This window comes from Gillisia hiemivivida, assembly GCF_007997295.1.
In the GTDB taxonomy this organism is placed as follows: Bacteria; Bacteroidota; Bacteroidia; order Flavobacteriales; family Flavobacteriaceae; genus Gillisia; species Gillisia hiemivivida.
Map to the genome: position 1 here is coordinate 163,405 of NZ_VORY01000004.1, position 24,375 is coordinate 187,779.

General features: G+C 34.2%; 25 protein-coding genes. 15 read left to right on the plus strand and 10 right to left on the minus strand.

The window, feature by feature from the left end; all coding sequences use genetic code 11:
- Positions 1–54: 54 nt before the first annotated feature.
- The 5 genes from ligA to ES724_RS06120 all read right to left on the minus strand — a co-directional run bounded on the left by ligA (position 55) and on the right by ES724_RS06120 (position 5,122).
- On the minus strand, positions 55–2,055 hold the full coding sequence (ligA, locus tag ES724_RS06105) for an NAD-dependent DNA ligase LigA (protein ID WP_146930976.1): 2,001 nt from the start codon (positions 2,053–2,055) through the stop codon (positions 55–57).
- Positions 2,056–2,077: 22 nt separating this feature from the next.
- Complete coding sequence (locus ES724_RS06110; protein ID WP_146930979.1) at positions 2,078–2,758, minus strand: VOC family protein; 681 nt, start codon at positions 2,756–2,758, stop codon at positions 2,078–2,080.
- 338 nt (positions 2,759–3,096) lie between these two features.
- Positions 3,097–3,708: an LOG family protein gene (locus tag ES724_RS16705; protein WP_246136832.1), complete on the minus strand. Its 612-nt coding sequence runs from the start codon at positions 3,706–3,708 to the stop codon at positions 3,097–3,099.
- Between the two features lie 27 nt (positions 3,709–3,735).
- Positions 3,736–4,548, minus strand: coding sequence for a peptide chain release factor N(5)-glutamine methyltransferase (gene prmC / locus ES724_RS16710; protein WP_231367579.1), 813 nt, complete (start codon positions 4,546–4,548; stop codon positions 3,736–3,738).
- An 85-nt stretch (positions 4,549–4,633) separates the two neighbouring features.
- A complete protein-coding gene (locus tag ES724_RS06120; protein ID WP_146930982.1) occupies positions 4,634–5,122 on the minus strand; it encodes a GNAT family N-acetyltransferase in 489 nt (162 codons plus the stop codon).
- 28 nt (positions 5,123–5,150) lie between these two features.
- Here ES724_RS06120 and ribD point away from each other — a divergent pair, with 28 nt between their 5' ends.
- Genes ribD through ES724_RS06140 form a run of 4 tightly spaced genes read left to right on the plus strand, consistent with a single transcriptional unit; the run spans position 5,151 to position 8,305 of the window.
- A complete protein-coding gene (ribD, locus tag ES724_RS06125; protein ID WP_146930985.1) occupies positions 5,151–6,215 on the plus strand; it encodes a bifunctional diaminohydroxyphosphoribosylaminopyrimidine deaminase/5-amino-6-(5-phosphoribosylamino)uracil reductase RibD in 1,065 nt (354 codons plus the stop codon).
- Positions 6,208–6,816, plus strand: a complete 609-nt coding sequence (locus tag ES724_RS06130) for an HAD family hydrolase (protein ID WP_146930988.1) — start codon at positions 6,208–6,210, stop codon at positions 6,814–6,816. The genes ribD and ES724_RS06130 overlap by 8 nt, the downstream gene beginning before the upstream one ends.
- Positions 6,813–7,679, plus strand: a complete 867-nt coding sequence (locus tag ES724_RS06135; RefSeq protein ID WP_146930991.1) for an EamA family transporter — start codon at positions 6,813–6,815, stop codon at positions 7,677–7,679. Before ES724_RS06130 ends, ES724_RS06135 begins: the two co-directional genes overlap by 4 nt.
- 11 nt (positions 7,680–7,690) lie before the next feature.
- Positions 7,691–8,305, plus strand: a complete 615-nt coding sequence (locus ES724_RS06140) for an IMPACT family protein (RefSeq protein WP_146930994.1) — start codon at positions 7,691–7,693, stop codon at positions 8,303–8,305.
- Here the strand turns inward: ES724_RS06140 and ES724_RS06145 are convergent.
- Positions 8,302–8,700, minus strand: a complete 399-nt coding sequence (locus ES724_RS06145; protein WP_146930996.1) for an acyl-CoA thioesterase — start codon at positions 8,698–8,700, stop codon at positions 8,302–8,304. The genes ES724_RS06140 and ES724_RS06145 overlap by 4 nt on opposite strands.
- A 205-nt stretch (positions 8,701–8,905) precedes the next feature.
- Here ES724_RS06145 and dnaA point away from each other — a divergent pair, with 205 nt between their 5' ends.
- Genes dnaA through ES724_RS06160 form a run of 3 tightly spaced genes read left to right on the plus strand, consistent with a single transcriptional unit; the run spans position 8,906 to position 11,564 of the window.
- Entirely contained in the window at positions 8,906–10,333 is a 1,428-nt protein-coding gene (gene dnaA, locus ES724_RS06150) for a chromosomal replication initiator protein DnaA (protein ID WP_146930999.1), read from the plus strand.
- Between the two features lie 10 nt (positions 10,334–10,343).
- Positions 10,344–10,808 carry a low molecular weight protein-tyrosine-phosphatase gene (locus tag ES724_RS06155; protein WP_146931002.1) on the plus strand — a complete coding sequence of 155 codons (465 nt, stop codon included), beginning with the start codon at positions 10,344–10,346 and terminating at the stop codon, positions 10,806–10,808.
- A gap of 24 nt (positions 10,809–10,832) precedes the next feature.
- Positions 10,833–11,564, plus strand: a complete 732-nt coding sequence (locus tag ES724_RS06160) for an SAM-dependent methyltransferase (protein ID WP_026837915.1) — start codon at positions 10,833–10,835, stop codon at positions 11,562–11,564.
- Here the strand turns inward: ES724_RS06160 and ES724_RS06165 are convergent.
- The gene (locus ES724_RS06165) at positions 11,561–12,220 is read right to left on the minus strand and encodes a hypothetical protein (RefSeq protein ID WP_026837914.1); all 660 of its coding nucleotides are present in this window, start codon (positions 12,218–12,220) and stop codon (positions 11,561–11,563) included. The two genes, ES724_RS06160 and ES724_RS06165, sit on opposite strands and share 4 nt — an antisense overlap.
- 593 nt (positions 12,221–12,813) lie before the next feature.
- Here ES724_RS06165 and ES724_RS06170 point away from each other — a divergent pair.
- Positions 12,814–13,005: a hypothetical protein gene (locus tag ES724_RS06170; protein WP_146931005.1), complete on the plus strand. Its 192-nt coding sequence runs from the start codon at positions 12,814–12,816 to the stop codon at positions 13,003–13,005.
- A gap of 288 nt (positions 13,006–13,293) precedes the next feature.
- Complete coding sequence (locus tag ES724_RS06175) at positions 13,294–13,836, plus strand: lipocalin family protein (protein WP_146931007.1); 543 nt, start codon at positions 13,294–13,296, stop codon at positions 13,834–13,836.
- A gap of 61 nt (positions 13,837–13,897) precedes the next feature.
- Here the strand turns inward: ES724_RS06175 and mltG are convergent, their stop codons facing one another.
- From mltG to dapF, 3 genes are read right to left on the minus strand one after another with little or no spacing between them, the layout of a single operon-like run.
- Positions 13,898–14,941 carry an endolytic transglycosylase MltG gene (gene mltG / locus ES724_RS06180; protein WP_146931010.1) on the minus strand — a complete coding sequence of 348 codons (1,044 nt, stop codon included), beginning with the start codon at positions 14,939–14,941 and terminating at the stop codon, positions 13,898–13,900.
- Positions 14,931–15,461: a GNAT family N-acetyltransferase gene (locus ES724_RS06185; RefSeq protein WP_146931013.1), complete on the minus strand. Its 531-nt coding sequence runs from the start codon at positions 15,459–15,461 to the stop codon at positions 14,931–14,933. The genes mltG and ES724_RS06185 overlap by 11 nt, the downstream gene beginning before the upstream one ends.
- Complete coding sequence (dapF, locus tag ES724_RS06190; protein WP_146931016.1) at positions 15,455–16,243, minus strand: diaminopimelate epimerase; 789 nt, start codon at positions 16,241–16,243, stop codon at positions 15,455–15,457. Before dapF ends, ES724_RS06185 begins: the two co-directional genes overlap by 7 nt.
- Before the next feature lie 127 nt (positions 16,244–16,370).
- Between dapF and ES724_RS06195 the strand changes: the two genes are divergently transcribed.
- From ES724_RS06195 to ES724_RS06220, 6 genes are all read left to right on the plus strand, one after another.
- Positions 16,371–17,771, plus strand: coding sequence for a S1C family serine protease (locus tag ES724_RS06195; RefSeq protein WP_146931019.1), 1,401 nt, complete (start codon positions 16,371–16,373; stop codon positions 17,769–17,771).
- Positions 17,772–17,903: 132 nt separating this feature from the next.
- Complete coding sequence (locus ES724_RS06200; RefSeq protein ID WP_146931022.1) at positions 17,904–19,352, plus strand: glyceraldehyde-3-phosphate dehydrogenase; 1,449 nt, start codon at positions 17,904–17,906, stop codon at positions 19,350–19,352.
- A 281-nt stretch (positions 19,353–19,633) separates the two neighbouring features.
- The gene (locus ES724_RS06205; protein ID WP_146931025.1) at positions 19,634–20,218 is read left to right on the plus strand and encodes a hypothetical protein; all 585 of its coding nucleotides are present in this window, start codon (positions 19,634–19,636) and stop codon (positions 20,216–20,218) included.
- 67 nt (positions 20,219–20,285) lie between these two features.
- Entirely contained in the window at positions 20,286–20,966 is a 681-nt protein-coding gene (gene trmD / locus ES724_RS06210) for a tRNA (guanosine(37)-N1)-methyltransferase TrmD (protein WP_026837905.1), read from the plus strand.
- Positions 20,967–21,079: 113 nt separating this feature from the next.
- Positions 21,080–21,433 carry a 50S ribosomal protein L19 gene (gene rplS / locus ES724_RS06215; protein WP_026837904.1) on the plus strand — a complete coding sequence of 118 codons (354 nt, stop codon included), beginning with the start codon at positions 21,080–21,082 and terminating at the stop codon, positions 21,431–21,433.
- A 689-nt stretch (positions 21,434–22,122) separates the two neighbouring features.
- A complete protein-coding gene (locus ES724_RS06220; protein ID WP_146931028.1) occupies positions 22,123–24,345 on the plus strand; it encodes an NADP-dependent isocitrate dehydrogenase in 2,223 nt (740 codons plus the stop codon).
- Positions 24,346–24,375 lie beyond the last annotated feature (30 nt).

Here is a 24,375-nt window from a genome sequence, read left to right on the forward strand (position 1 = left end):
TGAGTTTTATAACAAAGCAAACATAGGAGCTATCGGGACAGTGAATTAGACCCACTATGAGGGATTCAATTTTTCAAGGAATTCATCTTCACTTAAAATTTCTGTTCCTAGTTTTTCTGCTTTCACCAATTTACTAGGACCCATATTTTCTCCCGCTACCAGATAATTGGTCTTTGCAGAGATAGAACTCGACACTTTTCCTCCATTATCTTCTATTAATTTTTTTAGATCTGTTCTGGAAACCTTAGAAAATACACCTGAGATCACAAAAGTGTTTCCCTGCAAAATATCGGTTTGATTTGCTAGTTTTTCGGCAGATATTTCTAATTGCAAGCCAAAATCCATCAGTCTTTTAATAGTGTTTCTATTTTCTTCTGAGGCAAAAAAATCGATAACACTCTGAGCTATTCGCTGTCCAATTTCATCTACATTTATAAGATCTTCTGTAGTTGCCTGCATTAAATTTTGAATGCTTTTATAATGCTTGGCCAGTTTTTTAGCCACAGTTTCTCCCACATAACGAATTCCTAACGCAAACAATAAGCGCTCGAACGGAATCTCTTTAGATTTTTCAATTCCAAGGATCAAGTTATCTGCAGATTTATCTGCCATTCGTTCCAATGGTAAAACATCCTCTTTTTTCAAGGTATATAGGTCGGCATAATTATGAATTAATCCGGCCTTTACCAATAAGGCAACTGTTTCTCCCCCAAGACCTTCAATATCCATAGCTTTTCTGGATATATAATGCTGAATTCTCCCAACTATCTGGGGGAAACATCCATTATCATTCGGGCAATAATGATGCGCCTCACCTTCTGCTCTAACCAGATCTGTCCCACATTCTGGGCATTGCTTAATGTATTGAGTTTCTTCGGAATTAGGGTCACGATGCGTGAAATCTACTCCAATGATCTTAGGAATGATCTCTCCTCCTTTTTCGACAAAAACAGTATCTCCCTCTCGAATATCCAATTTTTGAATCTGGTCAGCATTATGCAGGGAAGCTCTTTTTACAATAGTCCCTGCTAACTGCACAGGATCTAAATTAGCCACAGGTGTAATTGCACCTGTTCTACCTACCTGGTAAGTTATCTCTCTCAATACCGTCGATTCCCGTTCAGCTTTGAACTTATAAGCTATTGCCCAACGTGGAGATTTTGCAGTGCTCCCCAACTCGTCTTGCTGATGTAAATTGTTCACTTTTACTACCACGCCATCTGTTTCATAAGGCAAATCGTGTCTATGAATATCCCAATACTGAATAAATTCAAGGACCTCATCTATATTTTTCGTCAGCTTAGCTTCCTTGGGCACTTTGAATCCCCAATTTCTAGCCTTTTCCAAGCCTTCATATTGAGAGCTTAGATTTAAATCTCGGCCAATAAGACTATAAAGCAAACAATCTAAAGGTCTTTTTGCAACCTCGGCACTATCCTGCATCTTTAAACTGCCAGAAGCAGTATTTCTAGGGTTGGAATAAGGTTCCTCCCCAATTTCTACTCGTTCTGCATTCATTTTTGCAAAACCTTCATAAGGCAAAACAATTTCTCCTCGAATAGCAAATTTGTCGGGGAAATCTCCTTTCAAATTTAATGGCACCGTTCTTATTGTTCTTATATTATTGGTTACATCATCTCCTTGAACGCCATCCCCGCGAGTAACTGCACGTATTAATTTACCTTTTTCATAGGTTAAACTTATGGATGCACCATCGTATTTCAATTCGCACACATATTCCAATTCCCCGTCCACCATTTTTTTAACTCTGGCTTCCCATTCCTCCAATTCCTCTTTAGAATAGGAATTAGAAAGTGATTGCATAGGAAAATCATGAACTACAGTTTCAAAGTTCTTTGTAATAGCTCCACCAACGCGCTGGGTAGGCGAAGAAGCATCAAAGAATTCAGGGTTTTTATCTTCCAGATCTTGTAATTCTTTCAATTTCATATCAAAATCGAAGTCACTAATTTCCGGAGAATCCAACACATAATATTTGTAATTATGTTGCTCCAATTCGTTACTAAGTTGCTTGATCTTTTCTTCTGTAGTCATTTATAAAAGTTATGCTGAATAATTATTTTGACAAAGGATCTATCATCTTCAATTTTTCACCTGTATATTGAAGCTTATATTCCTTTTCGTTATGTTCTAATTGAATTTTAAATTCTGAATTATAGGCGGTATCACCAGTAGGAAACCAAGTTTTAAGGTTGCTATTTATGGTAATTAACAATCCTGTATTATCTCCAATAGCACAAAATTTTTCGAAATCCCCATCAAAAACCTCTAAGCCTATATTAGCACTTAAAAACTGGTGTTTTTCTTGAATATCTTCAGTGGCTAAACCTATCTCACTGATGCCCAAAATACTTTTTTTCGAAAAGCTTTCTTCTGATTTACCATTAAAATCTCGTCGTGAAATAAATTCCATAATATTCTTATCGGTATCATAAAAATAAAGAGATTTCGCATTCCAGCCCTTAAAATCTATGATTTCTAGATCCTCGTATTTCAAAACTTCCACTTTACTCTTCAACCATTCTAAAGCTTTTTCTTCTGCTTTATCTGGAATATGAAATGCAATATGGTAAGGCGTAAAACTTTCAGCTTCCTGAAGATTCAAAACAGAATAACCAAGTTGTAATTCGAAAGAGTTTATTGTAGAATTAAGTATTTCAAGACCAAGAACATCCTTGTAAAACTGTTGCTGCTTTACGATATTCTTACAACCTACATCTAGTCTTGTGATCTTCATTATTTGTTTTATTGTTGTCCAGTCAAACTGAGCTTGTCGAAGTTTCTATGTTCGTCACCCTGAACTAGTTTCAGGGTCTCTCTTCTGGATTGGTTTGGATGCTGAAACTCCCGAAGCTTCGGGACAGCATGACGAAAAATCTGATTAAAGTTGATTAAAATAATTATAACAAAACCAGGCAATCAAATTTTTTATCTTCATAGTTCATTATATTGCTATACTGTCATACTGAGCTTGTCGAAGTTTCTTGAAAGCTAGACATCGGCAGGCTCAGTGTGACAAGCTCCCATTAACATAATTAGCGCTCAATTAGACCAAACATATATCATCTAGGAAACCTATGTCTGATTTTTATTCATCCATTTTGGCACCGGCATTGGCTCAAAATGTCTCATTTTATCTATTAACTCTTCAATATTATTAGCTACTAAAACCAGATTCATATTAGATTTTTTCAGCAGACCTTTTGCGACCATTTTATCCATCATCTCCAAAAGATCATCATAATAATTATTGCTATTTAAGATCCCAATAGGATGTTTATGCAAGCCTAATTGCCCCCAGGTAAGAATCTCAAAAAGTTCTTCCAGAGTTCCAAATCCACCGGGTAATGCAATAAAACCTTCACTTAGATCATGCATCTTCAGCTTGCGCTCGTGCATGTTCTTTGTTGTAATAAGCTCTGTTAAACCGTTATGCACTACTTCTTTTGTTTTCAAAAAATCTGGGATCACTCCAGTTGCTGATCCACTATTGTCTAAGACTCCTTTGGCAACTTGTCCCATTAAGCCTAGTTTGCTCCCACCATAGACCAATTTTATATTACTCTTAGCCAAATATTCACCAACATAGTAGGCTTCTTCAAAAATCACAGAATCTACACCATCACTACTGGCGCAAAACACTGCAATACTTTTCAAGTTGTTCTTATAATTATTATGAGTTTTCAAATAGGAAACAGTTTTAAAAATTAGATGTTATTGTTTTATTCCTTTTATCATCCTGAAATTACCGAAAATATCCTTTTTAAGAGTGGTTTTAAACCCGAATTCTTTCAGTAATTTTTCAGTTTCTTTGGCGAGAAATTGATTTATCTCAAAATACAAACTTCCTCCTTTATTTAAACTGGTTTGTGCAAGATCAGTAATAGCTTCGTAAAAAATAAGCGGTTCATTATCCCGAACGTACAGCGCTCCTTCTGGTTCGTTTTCAAGGACATTCCTGTTCATTTCCTTTTTCTCCAGATCTCTAACATATGGTGGGTTAGAAACTATAATATCAAAAGAATCTAGGGATTTATTTAAATGAAGAATATCTTGATTTTCAAGTTTCACTTCCACACCGTTTGCTTCGGCATTATTGGAAGCTACTTTTAAGGCTTCTTTAGAAATATCTAAAGCTGAAATCTTTGCATTTGGTAAATTCTTGGCCAAACTAATTGCAATGCATCCGCTTCCTGTACCAATATCCAATATTTTTATAGCTGAAGTGTTATTATCAGAAAGGTCTGAAAGGATCCAAGAAACTAATTCTTCTGTCTCTGGCCTTGGGATCAACACATTTTTATTTACCTGAAATTTTAGTCCGAAGAATTCAGTTTCTCCTATAATATACTGTATTGGCTCATGTCGCTGTAGCTGCAGTAAAATCTTATCAAAAAGCTTTATTTCTTCAGAAGATAACTTCTTTTTAGGATTCAGGGCCAACTCCAAACGAGTCACACTTAAATAATGTGCTATTAGAATATTGAAAAATGAATTGATCTCCTCTAAAGGATATTCATTTTTCAAACCAGTACAAAATTGTTTTTTATAATCTAAAAGTAACAATACTCAGAAGCGTTTTTTAATTAAGACCAAAGAAAACTCTACTTATCTAATCTAGATCTTTGAGCATCCACATGGTACAGTTGTAATGTCCAGTATCCCCCATTGGCTTCTCTAAAGAATTAAATCCTGAACGACTGTATAGTCGGCGGGCATCTTCCATGTATGGTAAAGTTTCAAGGTAGCATTGCTTGTAACCCATAGCCTTTGCATAATGCAAACAAGTATTCATCATTGCAGCTCCAATACCTCTACCTCGAGCAACTGGTAAGAAATACATTTTTTGTAGCTCACAAATTGTTTCTTCGCCATTTAGTAATGGACCAATTCCTGCGCCTCCAATAATTTCACCTTTTTCTTCTACAATAAAATATTGCATCTTGTCTTGATCGTAGGTAGCAAACATATCGTCCAACGATTTGTCCTCATAAGCAGTACCCACTTTAGGCACTCCCATTTCTACTAAAACTTTTCTCACCACCTGTGCAACACTCTGGTTGTCTTTAGGTTGAATCTCACGAATCTTAAAACTGCACATTCTTACTAATTAATCTTATTTTTGTGAAGTGAAGATACACGAAAAATATATAAAACGGTGCATACAATTAGCTGAAAATGGAATAGGAACCACCTACCCTAATCCTATGGTTGGAAGTCTTATAGTTCACAACAATAAAATCATTGGTGAAGGCTGGCATCGCAAAGCAGGAGAGCCCCATGCAGAGGTGAACGCCATAAATTCTGTTAAAGATAAATCACTATTAAAAAAGGCAACTATCTACGTAAGTTTAGAGCCTTGTTCACACTATGGAAAAACACCTCCTTGTAGCGATTTAATAATTGTTAGCGGCTTTAAAAAGATCGTGATTGGAAGCATAGATCCTTTTCCTGCAGTTTCTGGTAAAGGCATTAAAAAACTGATGGACGCAGGTTGCGAAGTTATTTTGGGGATTTTGGACAAAGAATGCAATGCCTTAAATAAACGCTTTTTTACATTTCATAAACACCAAAGACCCTATATTATTTTAAAATGGGCACAAAGCATAGATGGCTTTTTAGCACCTATTTCTTCTGAAGAAAATCATCACCGAGAACCCGTTTGGATCACTAATAAATACTCCCAGCAACTAGTTCATAAATGGCGGAGCGAAGAAACTGCTATTTTGGTGGGTACCAATACTGCCGTTATGGACAATCCAAAGTTGAACACAAGACTTTGGGAAGGAACAAATCCTGTAAGACTAGTCATAGATAGGCGATTGAGATTAACAGGGGATTCTGCACTTCTAGACGAAAGCACTAAAACCATTGTGATTTGCGAAGAAGAGGCTCACAAAATAAACCCTAAAACTTCTTCTGAAAATTTAATCTTTGAAACAATTGATTTCAATAAAGAGGTCACTGCCGAAATTTGTAAGATCCTGTATAAACATGACATTCAATCTGTAATTATTGAAGGAGGAACTAGAACCATACAGTCTTTTATAGATTCTGGTCTTTGGGATGAGGCTCGCGTATTTACCGGAGATGCACATTTCAAAAGAGGGATTAAAGCTCCCCTACCACCAGGAACATTTAAAGAAAATAACACTCAAACAGGAGATACTTTAAGAATTTATTCCAATGATTAAAACTATTATATTCGATTTTGGCGATGTATTTATCAACCTAGATAAACCTGCAACCTTTAGAGAGCTCCAAAAACTAGCTATTAAAGAGCTTCCGGAAGATATGCTTCATATTAACAAGGAATATGAGATGGGCCTAATTTCTTCGGAATCATTTATTAGTTCCTATATAAATAACTTCTCATCCCTATCACAAGAAAGAATTATTGCTGCCTGGAACGCAATCCTAATAGATTTTCCAAAATACCGATATCACTTTATAAAAAAACTTGCAAAAGAGAAGAATTACCGACTAATACTTTTAAGCAACACCAATGAGATTCATATAGATTGGGTCAAGGAAAAAGTTCCATTCTTTGAAGAATTTAAATCTTGTTTTGATGAATTTTATTTATCTCATGAAATAAATCTAAGAAAGCCAAATTCAGATATTTTTGAATTTGTGCTGAATAAACATCAACTAAAAGCTGAAGAATGCTTGTTTATTGATGACGTTCTAGAAAACACCAACGCTGCCAAAAAATTAGGGATACATGTTTGGAACCTAGAACCAACTCGAGAAGATGTTATTGATTTATTCACTACCAATAAAGCATTATTTTGATATATCTACTCTTAAGCATTCTTTCCTCCAGTATAATTTTTGTTGTTTTTAAATTATTTAAAAGATTCGAGGTCAATACGCTTCAAGCGATCATCTTTAATTATTTTATTGCGTGTTCAGTCGGGTATTTTGGATTTATAGAAGATGCCAACATAAGTGAAATCCCATCTAAGCCTTGGTTCTATGGCACCCTGATCCTTGGTCTTCTATTTATCATCGTCTTCAATCTTGCAGCAATAACCACGCAGCGTAGTGGACTTTCAGTAGTTTCTGTAGCCACAAAAATGTCTGTAGCAATTCCTGTATTATTTGGGATTTTATATTTTAATGAAAGCACAGGAATTTTAAAAGTATTAGGGATCATTCTGGCATTAATAGCTGTTTATTTAAGTTCTATAAAAGCCAAAACGGGGATTGCGATCAAGAAAAAAAATCTCATTTATCCAATCTTGGTATTTATAGGTAGTGGGCTCATAGACACTCTTATTAAATTTATAGAGTCCGGATATGTAAATAAGACTGATGTTGCTCTTTTCTCTTCTACTATATTTTCTGTAGCAGGAACTATTGGGATTTTAGTATTGATTTTTCAAGGAATTAACGGGAAATTAAGGATTACCGGAAGAAATATACTTGGAGGTATCGCTCTTGGAATCCCGAATTTTTTCTCCATTTATTTTCTAGTCATGGCTCTTAGAAATAAAGGATTCGAAAGTTCAACAATATTTACAATAAATAATGTCGCGATAGTTTTGGTTTCTACTATTCTTGGAATTATATTATTCAAAGAAAAATTAATAACCAAGAATTGGATTGGGATCATCCTAGCAATTATTAGTATTCTTATGGTTGCAAATAGCTGAATTTAAATATTGTGAAAGACACTTACAAAAGTATCACCGAAGCTTCTGAAGAAGTTATTTTCAAGGATCGGAATTCAAAATTCTTTGGGTATGCCTTTCCTATTAAATCTGAAGACGAAGTAAAAGGAATTATAGAAGATCTTAAAAAGAAACATCACCAAGGAAGACATTGGTGTTATGCATGGCAATTAGGAAAAGAAGAACAAGATCATCAGTTTAGAGCTAATGATGATGGGGAGCCGTCCAATTCTGCCGGAATGCCCATCTATGGTCAAATTCAATCTTTTGATGTCACCAATATTTTAATTGTGGTTGTACGCTATTTTGGAGGTGTAAAACTAGGCGTTGGCGGATTAATAAATGCTTACAGAACTGCCGCGCAAATGGCTTTGGAAGAAAGCAATATCTTAAAACGCACCATAGACGATCTATACTTGCTAAAATTCGATTATCCGGAAATGAATGTGGTTATGCGAATTATAAAGGAACACAATCTTAATGTGATAGACCAGCAATTAGCATTGGACTGTAAAATATTTATTTCAGTAAGAAAAAAAGAATCTGAAACTATTTTCGAAAAGTTTTCTAGTGTTTACAAAGTCGAAATTAAAGAGTTAGAGCATTAATTCTTCAATTTATCTAAAATATATTCTGGGCATCTAATTGGTTTTCTAGACTGCATATCCATAAATACTAAAACCGTGCTTGCCGTTGTTAGCAACTCTCCTCCCTGATTAAAGATTTCATAATCGAATTCAATTTTAACACTTGGAGTTTTCATTAGTTTTGTTACAATTTTAAGTTCATCATCAAACAATGCTGACTTAATAAATTTAAAATGTAATTCATAAACAGGTAACATCACCCCCTCTTTTTCCATAGATTTATAGGAGACTCCTAGTTCATCAAGCCAGTCCAGGCGTGCTATTTCTAAGTAATCTGCGTAATTACCATGATGCACCACACCCATTTGGTCTGTTTCTGCATATCTGACCTTAACATATGTATTATGACTTTTCATAGAATTTTATCGGGATAAGTTAGATAGGTTTTTGTACATTCATCAAACGAAGTAAGTATGCATAAAATTTTCTTAAAATTCAAGGGTGAAAGCATTTTTTTATTAGATATTTTGTTCACATATTTGTTCTGCGAGAAATTAAAGCCCAATTTGTGCTTACCAATTTTCAATGATCTACTAACCAATTTATAACCAAGTAATAAGCATGTCAAAAACTGCGCAATCAGTTTGGAATAGCTGTCTAGCTTTTATCAAAGATAACATTACCCCCCAAGCTTATAAGACTTGGTTTGAACCTATTCAAGCAGTAAAACTTACGGACTGTGCATTGAGCATACAGGTACCCTCTAAATTCTTTTATGAATGGCTGGAGGAACACTATGTAAAACTTCTAAAAGTTTCATTAACTAAAGAGCTAGGAGAAAAAGCAAAGCTGGTATATGTTATTAAAATGGAAAACACCTACGGGAACAAAATTCCATTTACAGAGAAAATACCTAGCACACAACGAAGCCAAATGACTTCTCAAGAAGTAGACGTACCAATTAAGAATAAAAATCCAGAGCTAAGAAACCCCTTTATTATTCCGGGGATTAGAAATGTTAAAATTGAATCTCAGCTTAATCCAAATTATAGTTTCGAAAACTTTCTTGAAGGTGACTCCAACAGGCTTGCACGTTCTGCAGGTTTAGCAGTATCTAATAAACCAGGAGGGACTTCTTTCAACCCTTTATTGATCTTTGGAGGAGTAGGACTTGGAAAAACGCATTTATCCCATGCTATTGGGGTAGACATTAAAGATAAGTATCCAGAAAAGACGGTTTTATACATCTCTGCGGAAAAATTTACGCAACAATACATAGAGTCTGTTAAAAAGAATAATAGAAACGATTTTATTCATTTCTATCAGATTATTGATGTGTTGATAGTAGATGATATTCAGTTACTATCGGGTAAAGCGGGAACTCAAGATGTGTTCTTTCACATTTTTAACCACCTTCACCAAAACGGGAAACAGGTTATTCTGACCAGTGATAAGGCACCTGTAGATATGCAAGATATCGAGCAGCGCTTATTATCTCGTTTTAAGTGGGGGCTTTCAGCAGAATTGCAACATCCAGATTTCGAAACTCGCGTTTCAATTATTAAAAATAAATTATATCGTGATGGTGTAGAAATGCCTGAAGATATCATTGACTTCTTAGCTAATAATATAAAAACCAATATTAGAGAACTAGAAGGTGCGATCATATCACTTATCGCCCATTCCTCTTTCAATAAGAAGGATATTACCCTAGAGTTGGCTACAAAAATCGTAGACAATTACGTTAAGAATACTAAACGAGAAGTTTCTATAGATTATATACAAAAGATCGTTAGTGATTATTTCCAAATGGATGTAGAAACACTTCAGTCTAAAACAAGAAAAAGACATATCGTACAAGCGAGACAACTTGCTATGTTCTTTGCCAAGAGGTTAACAAAGGCCTCACTAGCAAGTATCGGAAGTCAGATTGGCAAGAGAGACCACGCCACAGTACTTCATGCATGCAAAACGGTGGATAACTTAGCTGCTACAGATAAGCAATTCAAGAAGTTTGTAGAAGATTTAAATAAAAAACTTACGCTATAATTTATATTTTATGAAAACCAACGTTTTAATGGTGTGTCTCGGAAATATCTGTAGATCTCCACTGGCCGAAGGAATTCTGAAGTCAAAAACAGATCACAAAAAAGTTTATATAGATTCTGCTGGCACAGGAAATTATCACATTGGTGATATGCCTGATCCTCGTTCTATAGCTATTGCTAAAGAACACAAACTAGATATCACTTCGCAAAGAGGAAGACAATTCACCATTCCGGACTTCGACCGATTTGACCATATTTACGTCATGGACACCTTTAATTATGCGGATGTGATCGCATTGGCAAGAAATGAAGAAGATAAAAAGAAAGTGAAACTTATATTGGATGAAATTTTTCCTGGTGAAAACGTAGATGTTCCGGACCCTTATCAAGGTTTAGCTGAAGGTTTCAAAAACGTTTACAAAATGCTAGATGAAGCTTGCGGGATTATCGCCAATAAATTGGAAGAAAAGCACTAGCCCAAATAACATCTAATTTTAATTATGAGTAATTCTATCTTTAAATTCTCAGGTAAATTATATTTAATTCCAACCACTTTAGGAGAGTCTAAAATTTCTGAGGTTCTTCCAGAATCAATAGGAACTATAATTGAAAAAATAGATCATTATATTGTAGAGAACGAAAAGACTGCACGAAGATCTATAAAACTAGTACTTCCAGAAAAATCACAATCTTCATTAAAGCTAAATGCTCTAAATAAATTTACCGATGTTTCAATTTTGTCTACATTTTTAGATCCTTGCAAAGAAGGAGTAGATGTTGGCTTGCTTAGTGAAGCTGGCTGTCCAGGAATTGCAGATCCAGGCGCCGAAATAGTGAAACTGGCACATGAAATGGGAATTCAAGTAATTCCTTTGGTTGGCCCCTCTTCTATCCTTTTAGCTATGATGGGTAGCGGAATGAATGGTCAAAGCTTTACTTTTAACGGCTATTTACCAATAGACAAGAAAGAGCGAAAGCAAGAGCTGAAAACATTAGAAAGAATCTCATCAGAAAGAAACCAGGCACAACTTTTTATTGAAACACCTTATAGAAATAATCAGTTAGTGGAAGATCTGGTACAAATATTAAATCCTGCTACCAAACTTTGTATTGCCTGTGATTTAACACTTGCATCAGAATATATAATCACAAAGTCTATTCTGGATTGGTCTAAAACAAAAGTAGACCTTCATAAAAGGCCTACCATGTTTATAATTCAAAAGGATGTTTAAGAAATAGCTATTATCGCTTTTGCTTTTCTTTCTGGCTGAACAAAAGAAGTATCATATCCTGAAAACTTTTTCATATAATAACCAAGAGTGGTTCCAAAAGCATCACTAAAAGCCGTTGCTCCCCAACTTCTAAGGTATTTTTTCACACTTCCAGGACCTGCTAAATGCGCTGCAGCTAGTATTCCAGATTCCGTAATAAGAATTCCGTTTATTCTTTTACCTTCAAATCTTTTTATATCTCTCTTTAAAATCCATTTATTTCTAGATGCGTTTGCATAAAATGCCGCTTCTTGTAATTCTGGAGTATCTATGAATAATTGAGTATCATAAACTCCAATCAATTTTAAAGTTCCTTTCCCAAATTGGTATTTCCCCATATAACCATATTGGTTAATGGTTTTATAATTACCTCGAGATTCTTTAAAACCCAAAGCTTCTTTAAAACCAACATAAGATTTCCCCAATTGAGGCGTTACCTTTATAACCTCTACGGTTTCTTCTGGTATTTCCTCTGTATTGGGAACAGTGTAGTCTAAAGGTTTAAGGGACGAGGTGACATACATATCTAAATTTGCAGCTTCCTTTGTGGAAAAACTAAAAAATATAGCACCTGTTAAAATAGGTAGAATTGAAAATTTTGCAACTTTCTTTCTCATAATGTTTTGATTCTGAGAAGCAATTGGTAATAATATACCCTTCTCAATTTCGCCGTGCAAATATACAATAAATTTTAATAATCTGACCAACAGCTTGTTAAACAAAATATAACTTTCAAATGGCTCTCTTAAATATTTTAACTAACTGGTAACTAACAAGATAAAGCTGTTACAATAACTTCCCGTTTATTCTACTTTTTATAATCGTATTAATTAATTTTTTTTTGAAGAATCTAAAAGCATTTTCCTCCCTAAGGATTCAAAAAAAATCACACAGAATAAGAATCTTTTCACCCTATGGATTACTTTGAAAATTATATTTTTCGTTTTAATATTAATTTCATTCTTGTATAGCAGTTACTATAGTATAATATTCTCTATAATTCTATTTTTAATTAGCCAAGGAGCCAACTCAAGCAATGCTGTTTATGAAAGTACTTTGAACGATTGCGGTTTCGTGGAAGTATTTCGATTGGAGTAAGAAAATAAATTATTCAGGAAGATGGATTCTATGAGATTTTCCACATTATAGAATATAAATCCTTTGCAGTAAACTTTAATATGTCCTTAGACCAGATAAAAAACCAACCATATTGCTTGGTATAGAATTAGGAATGATTCAACGTCCAAAACATCTTTATCCTTCCCTAGCTGCACTAAGCGAATTGGATAACCACTTAGGGCATGCCATTAATTATATAAAAGATGAAATAAAGCTAGGATCAGATATAAATGATAAAATAAAAGAATTGGTTTACCGAGGATTGGGCTGTAAGTTTAATTAAGATGCTCTTTGAGTAGAATGAAATCTATTTTTGAGATGATTCATTGATGATTTACGTAGAATTAACTTGTTATAATCACACTAATATATCTGAATAAATTTAATAAAACGATGAAATAGTAACACTAAATTATTATTAAATAAGAAATATTTTTTAAATTTTATAATAAAAAAGCGCGATAATATGAAATTTTAACTAATTTTCCATTAGAAAGATAGAGACACAAATCGTCTTCAACCCTACTTCATCTTCTCAGAATCTAGAATTACTAACCAACATTCATATAAGATGAAAACGATTAAACTATCTCTGCTTGCAATTTTATTTCTTGCTTTTTCTTCATGTTCTAAGGACGATGACAGCAGTTCAGATTTAAACTCTTCCATGATTGTAGGTGAATGGAATCTTAGTTCCCTTAATTATGCTGGCAAAACGGAGGTGAATTTTCAGGAGACAAATTACACTACCACCTATTCTGGTGTTGCTGAAAACATTGATTATACCTTAACATTTAATGCTGATAATACTTTTAAATCTCAAGGTGGTTATGATGTTAATTTAACTACTGAAGGAATTAGCCAAATATTTTCAATAAGTGATTTTAGTTCTAGCGGAGATTGGTCCGTAGATGGAAATATATTGAAAACTTCAACGAATTTTGCCCAAATGAGTAACAATGACATGGCGGAAGCAGAATCAGCTGGAGAAGTGATCATTCAAGAAATGACTGAAAATAGAATCGTTTTAACTGTGGATCAAGTATCAAAATTTAATGAATCAGGCTTTGAAAATATTGCTACCATAAGTGGAGAATATGTTTTAACTAGATAAAAGAAGAATCAAATTATTTCAAAGCACGTTTTAAAAACGTGCTTTTTTTATTTCTATAAGTTTATCTCTTAACCCCTTGCTTATTGATCCATTGCACATAAGCTTGTTTATTTCTATTGTGTTGAGCTAAATTTTTGGCGAATTTATGATAGCCGAAATTCTCCACATCTGCCACGAAGAAGAAATACTCATGCTTTCCGTAGTTTAAAACAGCATCTATAGAAGAAATGTCAGGCATAGCAATGGGACCAGGAGGAAGCGTGATATTCATATAGGTGTTGTACGGAGACTCCAGCTTAAGATCTTTATAAAGCACTCTTTTTATAATCGTATCGAAATTCCCGGATTGTTCTTTTATAGCGTAGATAACCGTGGGATCTGCTTCCAATTTCCAACCATTATTAATTCTATTCATATACACCCCAGCCACCTTCGGTCGTTCATCTACTTTTGCCGTTTCTTTCTGTACAATTGAAGCCACTACTGTAACTTGATTTGGAGTTAAACCAATTTCTTTAGCTTTATCCAATCTCTCCTGATTCCAAAATTTTTCGTATTCTGTAAGCATCCGCTCTCTAAAACCCTCTGCAGAAGTATTCCAAAAGAATTCATATTTGTTAGGGATATACAATCCTAATGCCTCTTGTTTGTTCAAATTATTGGCATTTAAAAAAACATCATCTTGCATAGTTTTTAATAAGGAAATACTATCTGCTTCAATCTGCACTGCAATTCTTCCCGCAAGTTCTTCTAATCTTTCTTGATTATTGAATACAACAGAAACGGGTGTATTCTGGCTTCGAAGTACATTCACAAGATCATTGTTATTCATACCCTTTTTCAGAATATACTTTCCTGCTTTTATATTTGCAGCGTATCCCTTTTTCTGAGCTACGGCATCAAAAGAAGATAGATCATCGAGCAATGGACGCAAACTATCAATAGCTATTTGATATGTGGCACCTGTTGGAATATAAACTGTTGCCGTTTTGTTTTCGAATTTAGTATTCGGTGAGAAAATTGAATTATATACAGAATAACTGAATATACCTAATGCTACAAGCCCAAGAAGGGCGATGATCCAAAGAATTTTTTTAATATACATTATTTATTAATTGGTAAAGAATTTCGTCCTTAAATTTTCCATTTACTAAAACCCAGTCTTTCTTAATGCCCACAGGCTTAAAATCGCATTTCTCGAATAGCTTGATACTAGCCAAGTTATCTATAGTAACATTTGCATATAATTGATGTAAGCATAAGTGAGTAAAACAATAATTACTAATCAATTTTAAAACCTCTGCACCATAGCCCTTCCCTCGGTTTTCATCACTAACAATTAGAATTCCTAGAGCAGCCCTACGATCTTTAGGCTCTAGATCGAATATATCTATTAATCCTATTGGCGTGTCATCAAGCCTACAGATCATTAATCGAAGCTGTTTTACATCAAAAATATCACGATGGGAGTTTTGCAGGTATTTTTTAATCAAAAATCGGGAATAGGGTACTCTGGTGGAACTTATCTCCCAAAAATCTTCAGAGTTTTCCACCTCCTGAATAAAATCCAGATCTTCGGGCTCCAAAGCCCTTAAATAAACTTTATCACCTTTTAAGGTTAACATTCAAACTCTCCTTTAAAAACTTTTGCAGTTGGTCCAGTAAGCCAGATATTATGATATGCACCGTCATTATTTTCAAAAGATACTTGTAGCTTCCCTCCTGGCGTTTCTAAATTGATAGTATTAGCCACGGTTTTACCTATTGCATTTACAGCGAGCGCAACCGCAGTAACGCCAGTTCCACATGAATAGGTCTCATCCTCTACCCCTCTTTCATAAGTCCTTACCAAAAAAGTATCTAGCTCTGTTTGTTGAACAAAATTTACATTTGTCCCTCCACAAGATTCATATTTTTCTGAATATCGAATGGCTGCCCCATCTCGTTTTACGTTGATATCTCCAACTTCTTCTGAAAACAAAATATGATGTGGAGAGCCGGTATCTAAAAACAATTCCTCTTCATTTATCCCTTTTGCTAATACATCTTGCATTTTCAAACTCACAATATTTCCATCTATAGTTGCCTCATGAAGACCATCTATTGCAGTAAAAGTTGCTTTATCATTAATAATTCCAAGAAGTTTTGCAAATGCCACCAAACATCTTCCGCCATTTCCACACATGCTACTCTGGTTTCCATCAGAATTATAATATACCATCTTAAAGTCTTCAGAAGATATTTCAGAATTTTCCAAAAGTATTAAACCATCAGCTCCTATCCCAAATCTTCGATGACAAAGGTCGTGTACTAGTTTGGTATTATTTTTGGAGAATACATCATTGCGATTATCAACCATTATAAAATCATTTCCTGTGCCGTGGAATTTGTAAAAAGGAATGTTCATGAATGCAGATTTGAATAAAACAAATATACAACAATCACACAAAAACTATCGCTGTACATGTAGGCATTTAGGTCCATTTTATTTGACAGTAGGTTGATTAGTTTTTAATTAAAAAAATAAAGTAGCAATGAAACAATTTATTAAATTACTTGGTGTTTCCATACTAGGTGGTGTATTTACACTAGGCTCTTACAAACTGATCATTGATGAGGATGAATCTTTTTTTGAGCGATCTCCTATAGAACAAGAATCTTCATCGTTTATTCCAGTTTCCAATTCTAATAATATCTACGGAACAAATGCAGATTTTACTGAAGCTGCCGAAAAAACAGTTCACTCTGTAGTTCATGTAAAAAATGTTGCAGTTTTTGATAAGCCAAGTAGTGTTTGGGAATATTATTCTCGAGGCGGAAATACCGGCAAAGCTTTACAAGGAGCAGGATCTGGAGTCATTATCTCGCCAGATGGGCATATAATTACCAATAACCACGTAATAGATGGTGCCGGAGAAATCGAAGTGACGTTAAACAACAATAAAACCTATGTTGCGAAATTAATTGGAACAGACACCAAAGCAGATATTGCACTTATTAAAATTGATGCGACAGAGCTGGAATACATTCCTTTTGGAAATTCCAACAACGTTAAATTAGGTGAATGGGTTTTGGCAGTTGGGAATCCTTTTAATTTAACTTCTACTGTAACTGCGGGAATTGTAAGCGCAAAGGCAAGGGATTTAAATACTAATAATGCAAGTCCGCAATCATTTATCCAAACCGATGCTGCAATAAACCCTGGAAATAGTGGCGGTGCACTGGTAAATATAGCTGGTGAATTAATTGGAATTAATACCGCTATCACTTCACAAACCGGTAGTTATATTGGTTATGGTTTTGCAGTTCCTTCTAATAATGCTAGGAAAATTGTTGAGGATATTATGGAATATGGAAATGTGCAGCAAGGAATCTTAGGGATTAGAGGACAAGACGTAAATCAGTTCATTTCAAAACAATCAGATCTTTCAACATCGCAAGGTGTTATTGTAGAGGATGTAGATTCTGGTAGTGGAGCCGCAATAGCAGGCATAAAACAGGGAGATGTGATTCGACAAATAGATAATATTGAAATTAGAAAAATGTCTGACCTAACCGGATATTTAGGATCTAAAAGACCCAAAGATGTGGTGAAGGTGAAAATATTAAGAGATGGAAGGGAAAAAGAGGTCGATGTAAAATTAGCTAAATACGAAACATTTGCCATCACAGCAATAGGTTTGGAAGTTACAAATACTTCTAAAGCAGAACTTAAAGAATATAATACCTCAAATGGCGTAAAAATTTCCAGAGCATTGAAAAATGATAAACAATCTCAAGCTTTAATTGGAATAATCATCACAAAAATAAATAGTCAGAAAGTAAATAGTGTAGAGGATGTTAAAGGAATAATAAATTCGAACACTTCCGAAGAGCCTATCAGCATTACATTTGTGAATAAAGAAGGAAAAGAACAAACCTATATTTGGAGGTAAAAAATCCCACTGAATAAAAATAACCTACTGGAATAATTTCAGCAGGTTATTTTTTTTAGAAATATTTCACGAAAACGTTTGAAATCTATACTTTTGCACCGTTTTAAAAACACAATGTAACTCAACAAAAAAATGGGATTTAACGAAGTTTACGAAAAAGAACTTGCTTTTCAAGCAGACCGCAGACGTGCCTCTGTGGAGTTTATTAAAATAATAAGCGATCTATGGTATGACAAATCCATAGAATTGGTTTTATTCAGAAATCAACTGATCAATAGAAATGTAAGTGACATTCTTAACCTACATGAATATGCAGGGGCTTTTGTAGAAAAGCCGATCTCAATTTTCGATTCTGTTGAAATTGCTCAGGCTATAAAAGACCTAGATCTTCCGCCAGCAAAATTAGATATTGGAAAACTTACTTACGAGTATCACTTAGAAGATGTAGATTATAATAACGCAAAGGCTTTTATTGCCTCTAAATTAAAAGATGCCAAAGATTACCAGGACATCACTCCCAAAGACGTGGTGCTTTATGGATTTGGTAGAATTGGTAGGTTAGTTGCTAGAGAATTAATGACCAGAACGGGAGTTGGTAGCCAACTAAGACTTCGAGCTATTGTAACACGTGGTAAGGTAGATGCAACTATTTTAGAAAAAAGAGCTTCTCTTTTAAGAAATGATTCTATTCATGGAGATTTTTCAGGTACTGTTAACGTAGATGTAGAAAACTCTGCTTTAGTAATTAATGGGACTACTGTTCATATTATTTCAGCGAACAATCCAGAAGAAATAGATTATACAGAGTATGGAATTGACGATGCTCTTATTATAGACAATACAGGTGCATTTAGAGATAAAGAAGAATTATCCAGGCACTTAAGCTCTAAAGGAGCTAGTAAAGTGTTAATTACAGCACCAGCAAAAGGAATTCCAAATATTGTTCACGGTGTTAATCATACGGAACATGACCCAGATGAGGTCTCGATTTTCTCTGCTGCTTCTTGTACTACCAATGCGATCACTCCGGTTTTAAAAGCTATTCAAGATTCCTTAGGTGTTGTTCATGGCCATTTAGAAACTATTCATGCATATACCAACGATCAAAACTTGGTAGACAATATGCATAGTAAATATAGAAGAGGTCGTGCCGCAGGATTAAATATGGTAATTACCGAAACTGGAGCTGGACAAGCAGTAGCAAAAGCATTGCCCGTTTTTGATGGAAAATTAACTTCTAATGCAATTAGAGTACCTGTTCCTAATGGATCTTTAGCAATTTTAAATCTTGAGGTGGAAGCTACCACTTCTGTAGAAGGCGTAAATGCTATTCTTAAAAACTACGCTTTGGAAGGAGAGTTGGTAGAGCAAATAAAGTATTCTATAGATAATGAGTTGGTTTCTTCAGATATTGTTGGTTCCTCTGCTCCTGCAATTTATGATAGTAAAGCAACCATAGCAACTGCCGATGGGAAAAATATCGTACTATATATCTGGTATGATAATGAATATGGATATAGTCATCAAGTAATTAGATTAGCAAAATACATCGCTAAAGTAAGACGTTTTACTTATTACTAGTCTTCTTATCCTTCTAAGGAAATTAACTTATATAAAAAGGTTCAGAAATTTCTGAACCTTTTTTATTATATCTCACGTTAAATTATATTCAGCTCTCTAACTTTATTTTTGAATAAGTCGCGTTTTATAACATAATTAATTCTTTAAGAAACAAGGCCCTTAATAACTTCCTTGAAGATGTGATTATTAAACCACATCAACCTAACTTGCATAAATCAAGTTAAATGGCAATAAGTATTTTTTAGGAACGTTGATAGGAGTACCAAACAAAAAACAATAAAATGAATAAACTATTATTATTAGGATTAGCGACCCTCTTTTTTACATTTTCGGCAACTGCCCAGGAAATAGAAGAAAGTGAAAATCCTGTGGAAGATGAATTTACAAGAATTATTGAAGGATCTAATGATTATCAGGGTTACAAAGTTGTAGACTACAACGATCTAGTGAAACTGAAACAGAACACCGCAAATTTTATCTCTAATTTAAATAATGAAATTGTCACTCAAAACAACACTATAGAGCAACAGCAAAAGGAGATAACGCAATTAAAAAACAATCTTGAAAGCACTCAGGATAACTTAAAAGAAGTTACTGCAGAAAAAGATGCGATCACGTTTTTAGGAATGCCATTTAGCAAAGGAACCTATATGGCACTTATGTGGGGAATTGTAGCGATCTTGATCTTATTTTTGCTTTTCTTTATATTCCAATTTAAGAAAGGTCATGCACAAACTACGGAAGCTAGAAATAATCTAATCGCAACCGACAAAGAGTTCGATGAATATAAAGCAAAAGCGCTTGTTAAAGAGCAACGATTAGGGAGATTATTGCAAGACGAAAGAAATAAAGCAAGTGACAGATAAATAAGATTTCTTCACAAGATTTAGCTTACACATATTTCGCATCTTTGCACTCTTAAAATAAACCAGCATGCGCATAGATATTATAACAGTTGTCCCTGACATTCTTACCAGTCCTTTTGAAGTTTCCATATTAAAGCGAGCTATAGAAAAAGGACTTGTAGAGATACACTTACACAACCTTAGGGACTATGTAACTGATAATTATAAGCAGATAGACGACTACCAATTTGGTGGTGGCGCAGGAATGGTAATGATGATAGAGCCAATAGATAAATGTATTACTGATTTAAAATCTCAAAGAGATTATGACGAAGTGATTTACATGACACCCGATGGAGATAAATTTGACCAGAGAACTGCAAATACACTTTCCTTAAAAGAAAATATTATAATTCTTTGCGGCCACTATAAAGGAGTAGATCAAAGAGTACGAGATCACTTTGTAACAAAGGAGATTTCTATCGGAGATTATGTACTATCTGGAGGCGAATTAGCCGCTGCAGTAGTTTGCGATTCGATAATTAGATTGATTCCTGGAGTTTTAGGAAATGAAACTTCAGCACTTACAGATTCTTTTCAAGATGACCTGTTAGCGCCACCGGTCTATACGAGACCTGCAGATTATAAAGGATGGAAAGTACCAGAAATTTTAACCTCTGGAAATTTCCCTAAAATAGAATCATGGAGAGAAGATCAATCCTATGAAAGAACAAAAAAATTACGCCCAGATTTATTAGGAGAGGAATAATTTGAGATTCTGCTTGTTTATAGTTTAAAATTATCTAATTTTGCACTCGTTTCTATATTAACCTCTGGCGAGATCCGTGAATGTTGGTTTAGACTTTATTAAAAATATTAATTATGGAATCCCTAATTAAATTCGTTCAAGACGAATTCGTTACTAAAAAAGAATTTCCTGAATATTCTGCAGGTGACACAATCACTGTATACTATGAAATTTCGGAAGGGGCTAAAACTCGTACCCAGTTTTTTAGAGGTGTTGTAATTCAAGTTAAAGGAACTGGTACTTCAAAAACTTTTACCATTAGAAAAATAAGTGGTACAGTTGGGGTAGAACGTATATTTCCGGTTAACTTACCTGCATTGCAAAAAATTGAAGTTAATAAACGTGGTGCCGTTAGAAGAGCTCGTATTTATTACTTTAGAGGTCTTACAGGTAAAAAAGCCCGTATCAAGGAACAAAGAAGAAGATAAATTATCTTTCTCTTGAGAAAATAAAAAAGCCCCTTAATTGGGGCTTTTTTATTGATTTATTTTAATCAAATCAGCTAAAGTAAATCATTAAATTAATTAACAAAAGTTGACAAGCACCCATCATAACCTATTGAAAACTAAATAGTTAAAATTCTTGATTTTACTGAAAATTGATTGTAAATTTATATGTGCCTTAAAAATAAAGAGGATGACAAGAGGATTTCTCTATTTTAAATAAGGTGCTGTAAAGTTATTTCTTTACACAGGTCCTTATCTTGTATATAACGTATATTTTGCCAAGCAAAAGCAGTTTGAAAGATTTGACCGTTTTTGATATAATTTAATCGCGTTTGTGAGCAAATTATGTCATTTGCAGTAACGCACGAAGTAAGTTGTATTAATTGACTTATGAATGATCTTTAATGATTCAGCGGTAAAGCGTTACTTCATTTGAAGCCATTTCAATATACAAGGTATGTTGAAATGGCTTTTTTATTATTAAATTTTCCCTAAAACCGAGGTTTTAGCCCTTCCCTACCTATGATAAAAATTCTAAAATACGTATCTTCGCGAGACTTAGGATTTTACATCCTACATTTTTAAAAATCCATAAATAAATAATAAACCTAATAGGTAATCGGAATTTTATTCCAAAGCAATATTCGGCTTATTCAAAAATAAATAATTATATGAATCAAAGATCAAAAATAGTTTATACAAAAACAGATGAAGCCCCAATGTTGGCGACATTTTCTTTATTGCCAATAATTAAAACTTTTACCAATTCTTCTAATATTGAAATTGAGGCAAAAGATATTTCTTTAGCGGCTAGAATACTAGCTAGCTTTTCTGATGATCTACCTGAAGGACAACGAGTACCAGATGCATTAAAAGAATTAGGAGAATTAGTTACAAAACCTGAAGCTAACATTATTAAACTTCCAAATATAAGCGCCTCAGAACCTCAATTAGAAGCAGCTATCAAGGAACTTCAAGAAAAGGGATTTGATTTGCCTAACTATCCAGGTGAGCCAAAAAATGAAGAAGAAAAGAATATTAAAAAGAAATACGACAAGGTTAAAGGTAGTGCTGTAAATCCAGTTCTAAGAGAAGGTAATTCAGACCGAAGAGCTCCAAAAGCGGTGAAGAATTATGCTAAAGAAAACCCGCATTCTATGGGCAATTGGGATTCTAATTCAAAAACCCATGTTGCCACTATGAATTCTGGAGACTTCTTTCATAATGAAAAGTCTTTAACTCTTAATCATTCTGATGTCCTAAGTATAGAATTAGAAGACGCTAATGGGAAAACTACCATCTTAAAAGAAAATTTAAAAGTTCTTGATGGGGAAATTATCGATGCTACCGTAATGAGTAAATCGGCACTCATATCGTTTTTGAATGAACAGATTGCTGACGCTAAAGAAAAAGACGTATTGTTTTCTCTACACATGAAAGCAACAATGATGAAGGTATCCGATCCAATAATTTTTGGTCATGCTGTACGTACATTTTTCAATGACCTTTTTGAAAAATATAACGATACCTTTGATAAAATTGGCGTGAATGTGAATAGTGGATTAGGAGATCTATTAAATGCACTATCAGATTTACCGGAAAACCAGAGAAAAGAAATAGAAGCCGATTTAAAGGAAGGTTTCAAAAATGGCCCTTCTCTAGCTATGGTAAATTCAGATAAAGGAATTACCAATCTACATGTGCCTAGTGATGTAATTATTGATGCCTCTATGCCTGCAATGATAAGAACTTCCGGTAAAATGTGGAATTCAAAAGGAGCTCTCCAAGATACAAAAGCTGTGATTCCAGACAGCAGTTATGCTGGGATCTACCAAGCTACCATAGATTTCTGTAAAGAAAATGGAGCCTTTGATCCTACTACAATGGGAACTGTTCCTAATGTTGGGTTAATGGCACAAAAAGCAGAAGAATACGGATCTCATGACAAAACCTTTGAAATTTCTTCAAACGGATCTGTAAAAGTAAAAAACTCTAAAGGGGAAGTAATTCTTGAGCATTCAGTAGAAGAAGGTGACATCTGGAGAATGTGTCAGGTTAAAGATGCACCTATTCAGGACTGGGTGAAATTGGCAGTTTCTAGAGCTAAAGCTTCCGGGATGCCAGCTATTTTCTGGTTAGATGAAAAGAGAAGTCATGATGCCGAAGTAATTAAAAAAGTTAATAAATATTTAGCTGAAGTAAGTACTGAAGGTCTTGACATTCAAATAATGGCTCCATTTGAAGCAACCAATTACACTCTTAAACGAGTAAAAGCTGGACAAGACACTATTTCTGTAAGTGGAAATGTACTTAGAGATTACTTAACAGATCTTTTTCCAATTTTAGAGTTAGGAACAAGTGCGAAAATGTTATCTATAGTTCCTTTAATGAATGGTGGTGGTTTATTTGAAACTGGCGCGGGTGGATCTGCTCCAAAGCATATCCAACAATTCCTAAAAGAAGGACATTTACGATGGGATTCCTTAGGAGAGTTTTTAGCATTAGCGGTGTCTTTAGAACATTTAGGTCAAAAATTCGATAATAAAAAAGCCTTAATTCTTTCGGAAACCTTAGATGAAGCTACTGAAGAATTTTTACGTAACGACAAATCTCCATCTAGAAAGGTAAATGAATTAGATAATAGAGGAAGTCATTTTTATTTAGCTCTTTATTGGGCTCAGGGACTAGCGAGGCAAGATAAGGATCAATCCTTAAAAGACGAGTTCACGAAAATCGCTATGCAATTAGCAGAAAACGAAACAAAAATTCTTAAGGATCTAATTGATGCTCAAGGTAAAAAAGTAGATATTAAAGGCTACTATTATCCTACTGAAGATCTAATTAGTAAAGCTATGAGACCTAGTGAGACCTTGAATAATATTATGGGAAAATAAAAATTCAATTTTAATCCCTCATTGAGGGTT